The sequence below is a fragment of the Williamsia herbipolensis genome, from assembly GCF_036153515.1.
Taxonomy (GTDB): domain Bacteria; phylum Actinomycetota; class Actinomycetes; order Mycobacteriales; family Mycobacteriaceae; genus Williamsia_A; species Williamsia_A herbipolensis.
This window is the reverse complement of the sequence record NZ_CP108021.1, coordinates 1,745,736-1,759,636: the sequence shown is the minus strand read 5'-3', so window position 1 is coordinate 1,759,636 and position 13,901 is coordinate 1,745,736. Positions and strand designations below refer to the sequence as shown.

Sequence of the window (13,901 nt, the reverse complement as noted above, 5' to 3'; positions counted from 1 at the left end):
ACTCGGCGGTGTGCACCGACCCCCAGCAGACCCGCGGTCGCTCGTCGCGATCGTGGCCGTGGTGATCGCCGCGGTGGCGCTGCTGGCCGGGTGTTCGGACTCCGGCGACGGAGGCTCCTCGCCGGCGTCGGCGAGCGCGGCCACCGCGGCCGGGACGGGGCCCTTCTTCGGCGAGTGCGGTGGGGTCACCACCGCGGAGGTGTCGCAGATCGTGGGCATCGCGGGACTCACCAACACCACGAACAACTCCTCGGGATGTGAATGGGTCACCAGCGCCGATCAGCTCGGGCCTCAGTTCTCGTTCAACTGGTATCGCGGCAGTCCGATCGGTCGCGAACGCGCCACCGAACAGCTCTCCCGTGAATCCGTCTCCGACCTGACCATCAACGGCGCCAAGGGTTTCATCGCCTCCGACGTCGGCATCTGCGAGATCGGCATGGAGTTCGGCGGCGACTTCTTCGAGTGGTCGGTCAGTTACGGTCTGCCCGCACCCGGTGAGACCTCGCGCTCGACCGATCAGGTGTGCGGCGCGGCCAAGCAGCTGTCCACGATGTCGATCGAGCGTGCGAAGTGACACGGCGGACCGTCGCGGTGATGATCGCGGTGCTCGGTGTGTGCCTGCTGGTGTTCACCGGATGCAGCCGGTCGGTCGACGGCACGGCGGTTCCGCTGGGCGGCGGGTCGGGGACCGATCCCGGGTCGGTCGACACCGACAAGTACGACGGGCTGACCCTGGAGTGCACCCGGTTGTTGAGCCTCGACCAGATCGCGACCACCGTCGGCGGCACCACCGCGGAGTCGACCTTCAACGGCGCGATCTGCCGATGGGTCGTCACCGGCGCGGTCGTCACCGGCGTCACGTTCAACTGGTTCGAGACCGGCACCGTCTCGGTCGAGAAGGAGACCGCGAAGAAGCTCGGGTACGAGACCGAGAACGTGCGGATCGCGAGCACCGCCGCGTTCACCCAGCGCGATCCCCGGCGCCCCGCCGCGTGCGGCGTGACCGCGAACTCGCCGGCGCGCGGGGTCTACACGTGGTGGGTGGAACCGCGCACGACCGCCGCGGCCGCCGACCCCTGTGCTGCGCCGACCAAGCTGATGGAGCTGGTGCTCACCGGCGGTCAGTGATCACCTGACACGGTTCACACCGCCGCGGTGACGCTCACCGTCGCCGCGACCTGGTCGTCGACGATGAGCCACATCAGCAACTCGTCGCCGACACGACGACGTCGCAGCGTCATCTGCGCGCCCGGCGTCACCGGACGCAGGTACTCGATGATCGCGCGGTGGCGTCGCCCGACGAGGTCGGGGTGATCGATCAACTCGTCCTCCACCGCCTCCCAGTAGGCCGCGTTGTTCAGGTGCTTGAACGGATCGAAATCGGTGCTGCGGAGCACGTGGACGCGGTCGGTGCCGTCGTCGTCGGGCAGCGGGGCCGGGTGCATCGTCTTCCACCGCAGCCGGTGCTCGTCGGTCATCTCGGCGAGCTTCTCGAACGCCTCATCGGTGATGCGGGACGGCATCCCCTGATCGTTGACGTTGATCCAGAACGCCTGCGTCTCGATCAGCCCCGGCGGACGCATCTCGGGGTTGAACCGGTTCGTCTCGTGCTCGGCGGTGATCCGCACCCGCATGTTGGTCCACCGGGTCGACAACGCGCCGCACCAGCGCTGCAGCGTCACCGTGGCGGGCCAGGTGACGGGCTCGATCACGTCGATCACCGTGCGACGCACGATCCAGAACGGATCGGAGTCGTGGAAGTCGGTGGCCTCGATGTTGTCGTTGGCGATGTCCTGCAGGTAGCGCGCGGTGCCGTCGAGACGCACACGCATCTGCTGGTCGACGTCGCCGGTCCGGACGCGGTAGGAAGCCTCGAAGTACTGCGCCTTGGCCAGTCGATCGGCCAGTTCGGGATCGAACGGATATCCCGATCCGGTGGCGGCATTCGCGGGGACGTGGGGGGCCTCGGTCACGCAGAACACCTTCTTCACCGCTGGGGGATGGGCGTGGCCCCGAGTGTCTTGTGACCCTCGGCACGCCCGACTGGACCTTCGGAGCATAGGCTCAGCGAGGACACGGACCGGTGTTCAGGCCTGCTTGCAGGCCACGGTTACAGTGGACAAAACGCATACAACTAGAACACGTTCCACCTCGGGTGGGCGCGTCCGAGCGAGCCGAGGTCGAGACTCTCATGGCGCATGTGATCACACAGCCGTGCTGCAACGATGCCAGTTGCATCTCCGTGTGTCCGGTGAATTGCATCCACCCGACACCCGACGAACCGGAGTTCGTCACCGCCGAGATGCTCTACATCGATCCCGACACCTGCATCGACTGTGGTGCGTGCATCGACGAGTGCCCGGTGGAGGCGATCTTCCCCGACGACCAGCTCGACACCAAGGGTGAGCGCTACCTGCAGATCAACGCCGACTACTACACCGACCACGACGTGTCCGGCGGCCTGGTGCCCCCGCGCAAGCAGCCACCGCTGCCGCAGGGCAAGGAGCTCCACGTCGCGATCATCGGCGCCGGTCCCGCGGCGTTCTACGCCGCCGAGGAACTGGTGCGTCACTCCGCGGTCCGTGTCGACATGTTCGACCGTCTTCCCACCCCGTACGGACTGGTGCGCGCCGGTGTCGCGCCCGATCACCCGTCGACCAAGGGTGTCGAGAAGCAGTTCGCGGCGACGGCCAACAAGAAGACCTTCGAGTACTTCCTCAACGTCGAGGTCGGTACCCACGTCACCCATGACGAGCTTCTCGCGCACTACTCGGCGGTCATCTACGCCGTCGGCGCCTCCACCGACAAGAAGCTGGGTGTCCCCGGCGAGGACCTGCCCGGGTCCATCCCGGCGACGGAGTTCGTGGCTTGGTACAACGGCCACCCCGACTACGCCGATCTCGACTTCGACCTGTCGAGTGAACGTGCGGTGGTCGTCGGCAACGGCAACGTCGCCCTCGACGTCGCACGCATCCTGCTGACCGACCCCGACACCCTGGCGACGACCGACATCGCCGACCACGCGATCGAGCGCATGCGGTCGAGCAACGTCACCGAGGTCGTGCTGCTGGGTCGCCGCGGCATCGCGCAGGCGGCCTACACCAACGCCGAGTTCCTCGCGATGGGTGACCTGCCCGGCGTCGACGTCGTCATCGATCCCGCCGAGCTCACCCTCGACGCCGCGTCGGAGGCGGGCCTGTCCGACGGGTCGCTCGACTCCACCATCGCGGCCAAGATCCGCATCGCCCGGGAGTTCTCCGAGCGAAGCGAGAATGCGGTGTCACAGCGTGGTGAGACGGGTGCGGCCAAGCGTGTGGTGTTCCGCTACCTGGTGTCGCCGGTCGAGCTCAGCGCCGACGGCGCCGAGGGCGAGGCGGGTGCGGTCTCGAAGCTGGTCTGCGTGCGCAACGCACTGGTGGACGGCGAGCGTGTCGGGGTCACCCCGACCGAGGAGACCTTCGACATCGAGACCTCGATCGTGATGCGCGCCATCGGATATCGGGGGGTCCCGGTCACCGATCTGCCGTTCGACGATGCGCACGGTGTGGTCCCCAATGCCGAGGGACGCGTGCTCGCCGAGGTCGACGGGGACGTGTTGCCCGGGGTGTATGTCACCGGGTGGATCAAGCGCGGCGCGACCGGCGGTATCGGCATGAATCGCCTCGACGGTCAGCAGACCGCGCTCGCGGTGCTCGCCGATTTCACCGAGGGTGTGTTGGCCGAGCCGTCGTCACCGCGTGAGAAGATCGCCGAGCTGGTCTCCGGTCGTGGTGCGAACCGCATCGACGGCAGTGGATGGAAGAGCATCGACGCCGCGGAGAAGTCCGCGGGCCGTGAGGCGGGTCGCCGTCGGGTGAAACTGGTCCGGGTCCACGAACTCGAGGGCGCCGCGGCAGGCTGATCTCACTGCCCCCCCCATCCGAGAAAGACTTCCACCAGAAAGAGGGTCGTGCGTGCGCATCGCTCTGCTGTCCTACCGGAGCAAACCCCACTGCGGTGGCCAGGGCGTCTACGTCCGCCATCTCGCGCGTGAACTCGCCGTCCTCGGCCACAGCGTGGAGGTGTTCTCCGGTCAGCCCTACCCCGACCTCGACGAGGTCGCGCTCGACCACGGCGTGCGCCTGACGAAGGTGCCCAGCCTCGACCTCTACGGCGAGCCGAACCCGTTCCGTACCCCGCGCCCGCGCGAGATCCGCGACTGGATCGACGTGCTCGAGGTGGCGACGATGTGGACCGCCGGTTTCCCCGAGCCGCTCACGTTCAGCCTGCGGATGGCGCGAATCCTCAAGGCGCGCCGCGACGATTTCGACGTCGTGCACGACAATCAGTGTCTCGGTTGGGGTCTGCTCGACATTCAGCGCCGCGGGCTGCCCGTCGTCGCCACCATCCACCACCCGATCACGCGTGACCGCACGCTCGCGGTGAAGGCCGCGCGCGGATGGCGGAAGCTGACCGCGATCCGCTGGCATGCCTTCGCCCGCATGCAGGGCAGCGTCTCGCGGAGGATCCCCGCGTTGCTCACGGTGTCGAAGAGCAGCGAGGTCGACATCCGCAAGGCCTTCGACATCGAACCCGGTGTCATCGAGACGATCCCGCTCGGCGTCGACACCGAGATCTTCCGGCCGCGCGGAGAGCGCGTCGCCGGTCGCGTGGTGTGTGTCGCGAGCGCCGACGCCCCGCTCAAGGGGGTGTCGTATCTGCTCGAGGCGGTCGCCAAGCTCGGGGCCGAGCGCCCCGTCGAACTGGTGCTGGTCTCCAAGCTCGATCCCGAGGGCCCGAGCGCGCGGATGATCAACGATCTGGCGATCGCCGATCGCGTGTCGGTGGTGTCGGGACTGACCGACGCCGAACTGGGCGAACTGATCTCGTCGGCCGAGGTCGCCTGCGTGCCGTCGCTCTACGAGGGTTTCTCCCTGCCGGTCATCGAGGCGATGAGCTGCGGCACGCCGTTGGTGGTCACCACCGCGGGCGCGATCCCCGAGGTCGCCGGCGCCGACGGCGAGGCCTCACTGCACGTGCCGCCCATGGACTCCGGCGCCCTCGCGTCGGCGATCGGACGACTGCTCGACGATCCCGCCCTGCGGACCAGGCTCGGCGCCGGAGGGCGCGCCCGGGTGCAGTCGCGCTACAGCTGGTCCGCCGTCGCCGCGCGGACCGCCGCCCACTACACGCGTGCGATAGCCGCGAAGACAACAGGAGATGCTCGTGCTGACAGTTGATTTCGATCGCCTCGGCGTGACGTCGGGAACCACGGCGATCGACATCGGTGCCGGCCAGGGACGGCACTCCTACGAGATGTTCCGGCGCGGAGCCGACGTCATCGCCTTCGACCAGTCCGAGTCGGACATGGGTGAGGTGTCGGAGATGTTCGACGCCATGATCGCCGAGAAGCAGGTCCCGGCATCGGCCAAGGCGCGCACCGAGGTCGGTGACGCGCTGCATCTCCCGTACGCCGACAACAGCTTCGATGTCGTGCTCATGTCGGAGATCCTCGAGCACGTACCCGCCGACACCGAGGCCATGGCCGAGATGGTGCGCATCCTCAAGCCCGGCGGGCGTGCCGCGGTGACCGTGCCCCGGTACTGGCCGGAGAAGATCTGCTGGGCGTTCTCCGACGCCTACCACGAGGTGGAGGGTGGACACGTGCGCATCTACCGCGCCTCCGAACTCGCCGACAAGCTCAGCGCCGCCGGCCTGCAGGTGACCGGCACCGACCACCGTCACGCGTTGCACGCGCCGTACTGGTGGCTCAAATGTGCCGTCGGGGTGGAGAACAACGACAACCCGCTGGTCAAGGGTTATCACCGGATGCTGGTGTGGGACATGATGAGTGCCCCGGCGCTCACGCGGGTCGCCGAGCGTGCGCTCAACCCCCTGGTCGGCAAGTCCGTCGTCCTGTACCTCACGAAACCCGCCTGAGGTATGGCCCGGACACCTTCGGTACCGGGCGTCCTGACCTCCGAACAGTGCCTCGAGACCGGCGCCGCGATCGCGGCGATGCAGGAGCCGTCGGGCGCGCTGCCGTGGTTCCCCGGCGGCCAGACCGACCCCTGGGATCACATCGAGTCGGCGATGGCGCTGTCGGTGACGGGAATGCTCGCCGAGGCCGAGAAGGCCTACGAGTGGTCGCGGCGCACCCAGCGCCCTGACGGGTCGTGGCCCATCAAGTTCGTGAACGGTCGCGTCGCCGATCCCAACACCGACGCGAACTTCTGCGCCTACATCGCGGTCGGGGTGTGGCATCACCACCTCATCACCGGTGATCGGGCGTTCCTCGACCACATGTGGCCGACGGTGTGGGCGGCGATCGAACTGGTGCTGCGATTCCAGGCGCCGAGTGGCCAGATGTACTGGGGCGGCGGGCACCCCCTGCCGCACACCGGCGGGCAGTTCGGTCTCGCCGACGGCGTGTTCGAGTCGGCGATGCTCACCGGCAGCGCCAGCATCCACCAGGCGCTCGGATGCGCCGCACTCATCGCCGAGGCGGTCGGTCAGCCGGCCCCGGCCTGGCGCGATGCGCAGATGCGACTCGGGCATGCGCTGCGCCGGCACACCGGTCATTTCCTGCCGCCGTCGGATCACTCCATGGACTGGTACTACCCGGTGCTCGGGGGCGCGGTGCGCGGGCGGGCGGGCCAGGAGCTCATCGCACAGAGGTGGGACGAGTTCGTCGTCGACGGTCTCGGTATCCGGTGCGTCGACCACCGTCCGTGGGTGACCGGCGCGGAGACGTGCGAGCTGGTGTTGGCGATGAACTGTCTGGGCGACGACGCCGACGCCTGCCGGTTGTTCGCCGACATGCAGCACCTGCGCGACCCCGACGGTTCCTATTGGACGGGTCTGGTGTTCTCCGACGGCAAGCGCTGGCCGGTGGAGAAGAGCTGCTGGACCTCGGCGGCGGTGGTGCTCGCCGCCGACGCGCTGAGCCGTACATCGGCGGCGAACGGCATCTTCCGCGACGCCGATCCACTGCGCGACGTCACCGTTTCGGCCGGCGACGTGCCCGGGCTTTCCTGCGACTGCACAATTGCCTAGACTGGTGTCCAGACGCGCGTCAAGCTGACGGGTGCGGACTCCGGAGGACCGATGGAATACGGAATCGTGCAGTTCACGAGCGATCGCGGTCTGCGCCCCGCGGTTCTGGCCCCGCTCGTGGAGGACGCGGGATTCGCCGCGTACTTCGTGCCCGAGCACAGCCACATCCCGACCCGCCGCGACGCGGCCCACCCGCAGACCGGTGACGCCTCGCTGCCCGACGACCGCTACATGCGCACCCTCGACCCGTGGGTGTCGCTCGGCGCGGCCGCCGCGGTGACCACGCGGATCCGTCTCGGCACCGCGGTCGCGCTGCCCGTGCAGTCCGATCCGCTCACCCTCGCCAAGCAGATCGCCACCCTCGACCACCTCTCCGACGGCCGGGTCACCCTCGGCGTCGGATTCGGGTGGAACCTCGACGAGCTCGGCGACCACCATGTGCCCGCCGATCGGCGCCGCACGATGCTGCGCGAGTACCTCGAGGCGATGCGTGCGCTGTGGTCGCAGGAGGAGGCCGAGTACTCCGGGGAGTTCGTGCAGTTCGGGCCGAGTTGGGCGTGGCCCAAGACCGCTCAACAGCCCGGTGTCCCGGTCATCGTCGGCGCCGGTGCCACCGAGAAGAACTTCACCTGGATCGCCAAGAACGCCGACGGCTGGCTCACCACCCCCACCGACACCGACATCGACGACTCGGTGCGCCTACTCCACAAGATCTGGGCCGATCACGGGCGGACCGGGACGCCGCAGATCGTCGCGCTCGACGGCAGGCCCGACCCCGAGAAGCTCGCCCGCTGGGACGATCTCGGGGTCACCCTCGCGCTGTACGGCGTCCCCGACCAGGACGTCGACACCGCCCGTGCATATCTGGCGAAGCGCGCGGGTCAGCTCGGCCTCGGCTGATCTCGACGGACATCGTCCGAGGAGCAGGCCGCCGTGGACATATCGACCACGGCGGGCCCCTGGTCGGACGATGTCAGCGGATCCGTTCGAGCACGCGCAGTGAGCCGTGGACACCGACCTCGGTGAAATCGCCCGAGGCGAGCGCCTTCTCATAGATCTCGAACGGCGGTCGACCGCCGTCGGCGGGATCGGGGAACACGTCGTGGATGAGCAGGGCGCCACCGAGGCGTACCCAGGGTGACCACGCGGCGAGATCGTCCTGGGCGGCCTCGCTGCTGTGGCCGCCGTCGATGAACACGAAGTCCGCCGGTCGACCCCACACCCGTGCGGCGGTGGTCGACCGCGTCAGCATGCCGATCACCGTCTCCTCGAGACCGGCGTCGAACATGGTGCGGCGGAACCGCGCCGAGGTGTCGAGGGTGCCCGTGTGCGGGTCGACCAGCGCGGTGTCGTGGTACTCCCACCCGGGCTGGTGCTCCTCGGATCCGCGATGGTGATCGATGGTGACCACGGTGGCGCCGAGGGGTTGCGCCGCGGCGCCGAGGTACACCGTCGACTTGCCGCAGTAGGTGCCGATCTCGACGCCGATGCCCACCGCGTCGTCCTTCGACAGATACTGTCGCGCAACGTCGTACAGGGCCATCGCCTCGTCGGCGGGCATGAAGCCGGGGGCGGCGTCGGCGGCGGCGATCTGGGCGTCGGTGGGTGCGACGCCGGCGTCGACACGGGGTGTGGTCATGCGCTGATCCTATCGGCGGAGCCCGCGTAGGGTTACCCGCATGAAGGCACAGGTGCTCAACTCCGAGACCGGCCCGGGCGGGCTGGCGCTGACCGACGTCGACGATCCGACACCCGCCGACGGGCAGGTCCTCGTCGACATCAAATCCTGCGGGGTGTGTTTCCCCGACCTGCTGATGTCGCAGGGCAAATACCAGCTCCGCCTGCCCACACCGTTCACACCCGGTACCGAGGTGGCCGGCGTCGTCGCCGAGGCGCCCGAGGGATCGGGGTACGCGGTGGGTGACCGGGTGCTGGTGATGTCGGTGGTCGGTGGCTTCGCCGAGAAGGTCGCCGCGGCGCCCGCGCAACTCCTGCCGATCCCCGAGGGGCTGACGTTCGACGAGGGCGCGGCGCTCGGCATCAACTTCCAGACCGCCCTGTTCGCGTTGCAGACACGTGCGCACCTGCAGCCCGGTGAGACCGTCGGTGTACTGGGCAGTGCCGGCGGCGTGGGCGTGGCGACCATCGCCGTCGCCAAGGCACTCGGTGCGCGGGTCATCGCGATCGTGCACCGCAACGGCGCCGAGGAGATGTTGCGGGCCACCGGGGCCGACGAGGTCGTGTCCCTCACCGACGGGTGGGGTGACCGCGTCAAGGAGCTCACCGGTGGTGCCGGGGTCGACGTGCTGATCGACCCCGTGGGTGGCGAGGTGTTCGACGAGGCGTTGCGGCAGGTGGCCACCGACGGCCGGTTCGTCGTCATCGGGTTCGCCGCCGGCGGTATCCCGCAGGTGAAGCTGAACCGCGTGCTCTTCCGCAACATCGCGGTCGTCGGCGCGGCCTGGGGCGAGTACCTGCGCACCCACCCGAACCTGCCGACCGAGCTGCACGAGCAGCTGACCACCATGATCGCCGACGGTATGCGCCCGCCGGTCAACCGGACCTACCCGCTCGCCGAACTGCCGCAGGCGCTCTCGGATCTCGAGAACGGGCAGATCCTCGGCAAGGCGGTCATCCACATCGCCGACTAGTCACATCTCTCAGTGGGGCAGGAGACATCATGTGTCGCAACATCACCGAGCTCCGCGGGCTCGAGCCACCGGCGACGGCGGTCGAGATCGAGGCCGCGGCACGGCAGTACGTGCGCAAGGTCAGCGGGATCGCCAAGACCTCCCCGGCCAACGCCGAGGCCTTCGAGACGGCGGTGGCGACCGTGACCGCGGCGACCACCGCACTGCTCGACGCGCTGCCGGCCCGACGCCAGCCGCCCCGCACGGTGCCGCCCCTGCGCCGCCCCGAGGTGCAGGCGCGCATCGCGGCCCGCGCGGCCGGTCAACCGCGGTAGTCGACCTGAAGTGCCTTCACACCGTTGATCCACCCGGAACGCAGTCGTGTGGGATCGGCCAGTTTGGTGATGTCGGGCGCGAGGTCGGCGATGGCGTTGAACATGATGTCGGGCGCGAGGTCGGCGATGGCGTTGAACATGATGTCGACCTCCATCCGCGCCAGGTTCGCGCCCACGCAGTAGTGCGCGCCGCTGCCCCCGAAGGCCAGGTGCGGGTTGGGATTCCGGGTGATGTCGAACGTTCGCGGGTCGTCGAAGACCTCGGGGTCGAAATTCGCCGAGCTGTAGAACATCCCGACGCGTTCGCCGGCGCGGACGGTGACGTCGCCGAGCGTCACATCGTTGATGGCGGTGCGTTGGAAGCAGTGCACCGGTGTCGCCCAGCGGATGACCTCGTCGGCGGCGGTCGCCGGGCGCTCGCGCTTGAACAGTTCCCACTGCTCGGGGTGGTCGAGGAACGCGTTCATGCCGTGGGTGATCGCGTTACGGGTGGTCTCGTTGCCCGCCACCGCGATGAGGATGACGAAGAAGCCGAACTCGGCCTCGTCGAGTGCCTCCCCGTCGACGTCGGCGTTGACCAGCGTGGTGATGATGTCCTCGGCCGGGTTCTTCCGGCGGTCCTCGGCCATCGCGTAGGCGTAGCCCAGTAGCTGCGCGTTGGCCTCGGCGGCGTCCATGTCGCCGTAGTCGGGGTCGTCGGTGTTCATCACGGCGTTGGTCCAGGTGAACAACTTCTCCCGGTCCTCGGCGGGTACCCCGATGAGATCGGCGATGGCCGAGAGCGGGAGGTCCACGGCGACATCGTCCACGAAATTGCCGGTGCCACCGGCGATCGCGGCGGAGACGATCTCGCGGGCGCGGGCGTCGAGCACCTCGTGCAGGGCGTTGACCGCGCGCGGGGTGAACAGGCGCGACACCACCTTCCGCAACCGGGTGTGCTCGGGCGGATCGTGATTGATCAACATCGCCTTGGTGTACTCGAGCAGTTCGGGCGTCATCATGTCCGGCAGTCGCATGACCGCACCCTGGGTGTTGCTGGAGAAGTCGACCGAGTTCTTCGAGATGGCACGGATGTCGGCGTGTCGGGTGACGACCCAGTACCCGCTGTCGCGGAACGGCCCGACCTCGGGATCCTGGTCGATCCAGAAGATGCGTCGCGTCTGGCGCATCTGTGCGAATTCGGCGTGGGGCATGCCGTTCTCGAGCAGGGCGGGATCGGTGAGATCCCAGCCGGCCCCGAACGGACAGCGGGTGGGCAGATCGGTGGTCATGGGGATCCTTCCGGGTCGTCGAATGTCCGGGGCATGATGAAGATGCCCTCGGCGGTGACGGTGATGCCGTCGGCGTCCGACAGCGAACCGCGAACGGTCTTCTTGCGGCCGTCCGTCCCGGTGACCGCCGCTTCGAGATGAACCGGCCCCAGCGGGGTCGCCCGCTCGAACCGCAGTGTCAGGGTGCCGGTCATGGCGCTCGCGGCCTCGCCCAGGATGTGGTCGAGTAACAGGGCGCAGATCCCGCCGTGCACGAGCCCGGGCGGTCCCTCGTACGCCGCGCCCAGGACGACGTCGGCGACGCGCCGGTGATCGCCGTCGCGGGTCACCACCATCGGGGGCGCTATGGCGTTGCGGATCCCGATCGCCGGGTTGCCCCAGGGCATCCCGGTCCCGTCGGCGGTGTAGCGCACCCCGTGCGGACCGTCGCACTGCTGTGCACGGAGCAGAGCGGTGGCCCGATCGATCAGCTCCCGCGCCGCACCGATGGTGTCGGGATCGACCTCGGTGCGGATGGTGGCGTCGACCAGCTCACGCACCGAGTTCGTGAGCGGCGTGTACAGCTCTGCGCGCCGGGCGACCTCGTCGGCGGTGATGTCCTCGAAGACGAACTGCCTCAACGATTCTTCTCGAAGTTGTCGATGACCCTGCCGAAGGTGAAGTTGAGCTTCGTGCCCAACGGCCATCCGATGTAGTAGCAGAGGAACAGGGCGATCTCGCGCAGTTGATCGGGCTCGAGTTCGCCGTTGCCCAACGCGGCCCCGGCCTGGATCTCGGCGACGTCGTCGAGGCCCGACGCGGCGAGTGCGCCGAGCAGCAGCAGACGCCGGTCGCGGACGGTGAGTCCCTCGCGCGTCCACACCTCGCCGAACAGGTGGTCGGCGGTGTGGGCGAAGTAGTCCCCGGGCCCGTCGGACAGATCGAAGCCGTACACCTCGGCCATCTTGGCCAGGCCCTTGCGGCGTTGTTCGCTCATCTCGGTCATCGGGTGACTCCGTTCGGGTGGGAGGCGGCGATCTCGCCGGGACCGACGCCGAGACCGTCGCCGAGTCGCTCGAGGGCGATGCGCCCCAGGGGGAGGTCGACGTCGAGGTCGGCGGCGAGCTCGAGGGCGAGCGCGACGTCTTTCTCGCCGAGACCGCGGACGTGGGTGAAGACCGAATGCCAGAAGTCGTCGTCGGCGATGGGTGCGGTGGTGTCACGCAACATGATCGCGCCGGCTCCACCGGTGATCGCATCGGTGTGTCGGACGACCTTGCCGAGCTTGACGATGTCGACACCTGCGGCCTCGGCGAGCCGGCTGGCCTCCGTGGCCGCGGTGAAGGAGATGAAGTGGAGCAGGTTGCGCGCCAACTTCATCCGCGTACCCGCACCGACATCACCTGCGTGGATGGTCATGTCGGACGCGAGTGCGAACACCGGCTTGACCTTCTCGTAGGCGGCGCGGGGACCACCGACCATGATCGCCAGCCGCCCCTGCTCGGCTCCGGAGGCGCCACCGGAGACGGGTGCGTCGACGAGATCGACACCGCGGGCGGCACAGATCTCGCCGAGCTCGACGGCGGTGTCGGGGGCGATCGTCGAGTGCACCGCGACGACGGTCCCCGGTGTCGCGGTCTCCAGGATGCCGCCGGGGCCGGTGACGACCGACCGCACCTGGGCGTCGTCGAGGACGGTGATGGAGATGACGCGGGCTCGCTCGGCGACCTCGGCGGCGGTGGCGACCGCGCTCGCCCCGGCCGCGACGACCTTCTCGGTCGCCTCGGGGCGTGCGTCACAGACGGTGAGCCCGCCGGGCCACGCGACGAACCGCTGCGCGATGGGGGCGCCCATGTTGCCCAGGCCGATGAACCCGACCCCGAACGCGGTGTCGGGTGCGGTCATGACCGGATGATCTGTCCGCCATCGACATTGAAGATCTGCCCGGTGATCCAGGAGGCCTCGTCGGAGAGCAGGAACAGGCACGTGCCCTCGAGGTCCTTCGGGGTGCCCATCCGCGACAGCGGCAGCTTCTTCACGATGTCGGCGACCATCTTGCCCGGCGTGGTGGAGCGGGTGGCCTCGGTGTCGATGGGCCCGGGTGCGATGGCGTTGACGCGGATCCCGGATCCACCCAGCTCGGTCGCGAGCTGCTGGGTGAGGCCGTTGATCCCGACCTTCGCCAGACCGTAGAAGCCGCTGTAGAGCCATGCGGCGGTGGAGGACTGGTTGACAATGGCGCTGCCGGGCTTCATGTGGCCGTAGACCGCGCGGGTCACGTTGAGTGCGCCGTCGAGGTTCACGCTCATGAACTTCTTGTAGTAGTCCCACGGCACGGTGATGAGGAAATCGAGCTGCATGCCGCCGTAGATGGCAGCGTTGTTGATCAGGTAGTCGATCTGGCCGTACTCGTCGAGGGTGGCCTGCGCCAGCGCCTTCGCCGACGCCTCGTCGGCGACGTCGGTGTGGACGTAGTGCCCGCCGATGTCGGCGGCGACCTTCTCGCCCGCCTCGTCGGAGAGATCGGCGATCACGACGTGGGCTCCCTCGGCGGCGAGTGCTCGTGCGTAGCCCTCACCGATGCCGCCGGCGGCTCCGGTGACGATGGCGGTCTTTCCTTCGAACCTCATGAATTGTCCTGTCTCGTGGGG

At 68.7% G+C, this 13,901-nt stretch carries 16 protein-coding genes; 9 read left to right on the top strand and 7 right to left on the bottom strand.

From position 1 onward, the window contains the following. Positions 1-10: 10 nt before the first annotated feature. Positions 11-574 carry a DUF3558 domain-containing protein gene (locus tag OG579_RS07895; RefSeq protein WP_328858682.1) on the top strand — a complete coding sequence of 188 codons (564 nt, stop codon included), beginning with the start codon at positions 11-13 and terminating at the stop codon, positions 572-574. Positions 575-594: 20 nt separating this feature from the next. Next, a complete protein-coding gene (locus OG579_RS07890; protein WP_055793826.1) occupies positions 595-1,128 on the top strand; it encodes a DUF3558 domain-containing protein in 534 nt (177 codons plus the stop codon). Positions 1,129-1,142: 14 nt separating this feature from the next. Here OG579_RS07890 and OG579_RS07885 read toward each other — a convergent pair whose 3' ends face one another. After that, positions 1,143-1,907, bottom strand: a complete 765-nt coding sequence (locus tag OG579_RS07885; RefSeq protein WP_328859190.1) for an acyl-[acyl-carrier-protein] thioesterase — start codon at positions 1,905-1,907, stop codon at positions 1,143-1,145. A gap of 284 nt (positions 1,908-2,191) precedes the next feature. Here OG579_RS07885 and OG579_RS07880 point away from each other — a divergent pair, with 284 nt between their 5' ends. From OG579_RS07880 to OG579_RS07860, 5 genes are read left to right on the top strand one after another with little or no spacing between them, the layout of a single operon-like run. Then, positions 2,192-3,901 carry an FAD-dependent oxidoreductase gene (locus OG579_RS07880; RefSeq protein ID WP_328858681.1) on the top strand — a complete coding sequence of 570 codons (1,710 nt, stop codon included), beginning with the start codon at positions 2,192-2,194 and terminating at the stop codon, positions 3,899-3,901. A gap of 52 nt (positions 3,902-3,953) precedes the next feature. Continuing rightward, positions 3,954-5,219, top strand: a complete 1,266-nt coding sequence (locus OG579_RS07875) for a glycosyltransferase family 4 protein (protein WP_045823781.1) — start codon at positions 3,954-3,956, stop codon at positions 5,217-5,219. After that, entirely contained in the window at positions 5,206-5,919 is a 714-nt protein-coding gene (locus tag OG579_RS07870) for a class I SAM-dependent methyltransferase (protein WP_055793823.1), read from the top strand. The genes OG579_RS07875 and OG579_RS07870 overlap by 14 nt, the downstream gene beginning before the upstream one ends. A 3-nt stretch (positions 5,920-5,922) precedes the next feature. Next, a complete protein-coding gene (locus tag OG579_RS07865) occupies positions 5,923-7,035 on the top strand; it encodes a prenyltransferase (RefSeq protein WP_045823780.1) in 1,113 nt (370 codons plus the stop codon). A 51-nt stretch (positions 7,036-7,086) separates the two neighbouring features. After that, entirely contained in the window at positions 7,087-7,935 is an 849-nt protein-coding gene (locus OG579_RS07860; RefSeq protein ID WP_328858680.1) for an LLM class F420-dependent oxidoreductase, read from the top strand. Positions 7,936-8,008: 73 nt separating this feature from the next. Here OG579_RS07860 and OG579_RS07855 read toward each other — a convergent pair whose 3' ends face one another. Further along, on the bottom strand, positions 8,009-8,674 hold the full coding sequence (locus OG579_RS07855) for a class I SAM-dependent methyltransferase (RefSeq protein ID WP_328858679.1): 666 nt from the start codon (positions 8,672-8,674) through the stop codon (positions 8,009-8,011). Positions 8,675-8,714: 40 nt separating this feature from the next. On the opposite strand from OG579_RS07855, the gene OG579_RS07850 reads away from it, so the two are divergent. Then, positions 8,715-9,686: an NADPH:quinone oxidoreductase family protein gene (locus OG579_RS07850; RefSeq protein WP_328858678.1), complete on the top strand. Its 972-nt coding sequence runs from the start codon at positions 8,715-8,717 to the stop codon at positions 9,684-9,686. Positions 9,687-9,715: 29 nt separating this feature from the next. Beyond that, the gene (locus OG579_RS07845) at positions 9,716-10,000 is read left to right on the top strand and encodes a DUF2277 domain-containing protein (RefSeq protein WP_055792737.1); all 285 of its coding nucleotides are present in this window, start codon (positions 9,716-9,718) and stop codon (positions 9,998-10,000) included. On the opposite strand, the gene OG579_RS07840 is transcribed toward OG579_RS07845, so the two are convergent. The 5 genes from OG579_RS07840 to OG579_RS07820 are packed head-to-tail and all read right to left on the bottom strand — an operon-like array spanning position 9,988 to position 13,880. Then, positions 9,988-11,271, bottom strand: coding sequence for a cytochrome P450 (locus tag OG579_RS07840; RefSeq protein ID WP_328858677.1), 1,284 nt, complete (start codon positions 11,269-11,271; stop codon positions 9,988-9,990). The two genes, OG579_RS07845 and OG579_RS07840, sit on opposite strands and share 13 nt — an antisense overlap. After that, on the bottom strand, positions 11,268-11,891 hold the full coding sequence (locus OG579_RS07835) for a PaaI family thioesterase (protein ID WP_328858676.1): 624 nt from the start codon (positions 11,889-11,891) through the stop codon (positions 11,268-11,270). The genes OG579_RS07840 and OG579_RS07835 overlap by 4 nt, the downstream gene beginning before the upstream one ends. Continuing rightward, complete coding sequence (locus tag OG579_RS07830; RefSeq protein ID WP_045823775.1) at positions 11,888-12,256, bottom strand: carboxymuconolactone decarboxylase family protein; 369 nt, start codon at positions 12,254-12,256, stop codon at positions 11,888-11,890. Before OG579_RS07830 ends, OG579_RS07835 begins: the two co-directional genes overlap by 4 nt. After that, complete coding sequence (locus OG579_RS07825; protein ID WP_328858675.1) at positions 12,253-13,155, bottom strand: NAD(P)-dependent oxidoreductase; 903 nt, start codon at positions 13,153-13,155, stop codon at positions 12,253-12,255. The genes OG579_RS07830 and OG579_RS07825 overlap by 4 nt, the downstream gene beginning before the upstream one ends. Further along, positions 13,152-13,880 (bottom strand): SDR family oxidoreductase, encoded by a 729-nt coding sequence (locus tag OG579_RS07820; protein ID WP_328858674.1) that lies wholly within the window; start codon positions 13,878-13,880, stop codon positions 13,152-13,154. The genes OG579_RS07825 and OG579_RS07820 overlap by 4 nt, the downstream gene beginning before the upstream one ends. Positions 13,881-13,901: the final 21 nt, after the last annotated feature.

Bases quoted from the DNA above. Each gene is read 5' to 3' on its own strand.
- OG579_RS07880 (WP_328858681.1), top strand. From the start codon at position 2,192: ATGGCGCATGTGATCACACAGCCGTGCTGCAACGATGCCAGTTGCATC.
- OG579_RS07825 (WP_328858675.1), bottom strand. From the start codon at position 13,155: ATGACCGCACCCGACACCGCGTTCGGGGTCGGGTTCATCGGCCTGGGC.
- OG579_RS07865 (WP_045823780.1), top strand. From the start codon at position 5,923: ATGGCCCGGACACCTTCGGTACCGGGCGTCCTGACCTCCGAACAGTGC.
- OG579_RS07850 (WP_328858678.1), top strand. From the start codon at position 8,715: ATGAAGGCACAGGTGCTCAACTCCGAGACCGGCCCGGGCGGGCTGGCG.
- OG579_RS07845 (WP_055792737.1), top strand. From the start codon at position 9,716: ATGTGTCGCAACATCACCGAGCTCCGCGGGCTCGAGCCACCGGCGACG.
- OG579_RS07820 (WP_328858674.1), bottom strand. From the start codon at position 13,880: ATGAGGTTCGAAGGAAAGACCGCCATCGTCACCGGAGCCGCCGGCGGC.
- OG579_RS07840 (WP_328858677.1), bottom strand. From the start codon at position 11,271: ATGACCACCGATCTGCCCACCCGCTGTCCGTTCGGGGCCGGCTGGGAT.
- OG579_RS07855 (WP_328858679.1), bottom strand. From the start codon at position 8,674: ATGACCACACCCCGTGTCGACGCCGGCGTCGCACCCACCGACGCCCAG.
- OG579_RS07890 (WP_055793826.1), top strand. From the start codon at position 595: ATGATCGCGGTGCTCGGTGTGTGCCTGCTGGTGTTCACCGGATGCAGC.
- OG579_RS07860 (WP_328858680.1), top strand. From the start codon at position 7,087: ATGGAATACGGAATCGTGCAGTTCACGAGCGATCGCGGTCTGCGCCCC.
- OG579_RS07830 (WP_045823775.1), bottom strand. From the start codon at position 12,256: ATGACCGAGATGAGCGAACAACGCCGCAAGGGCCTGGCCAAGATGGCC.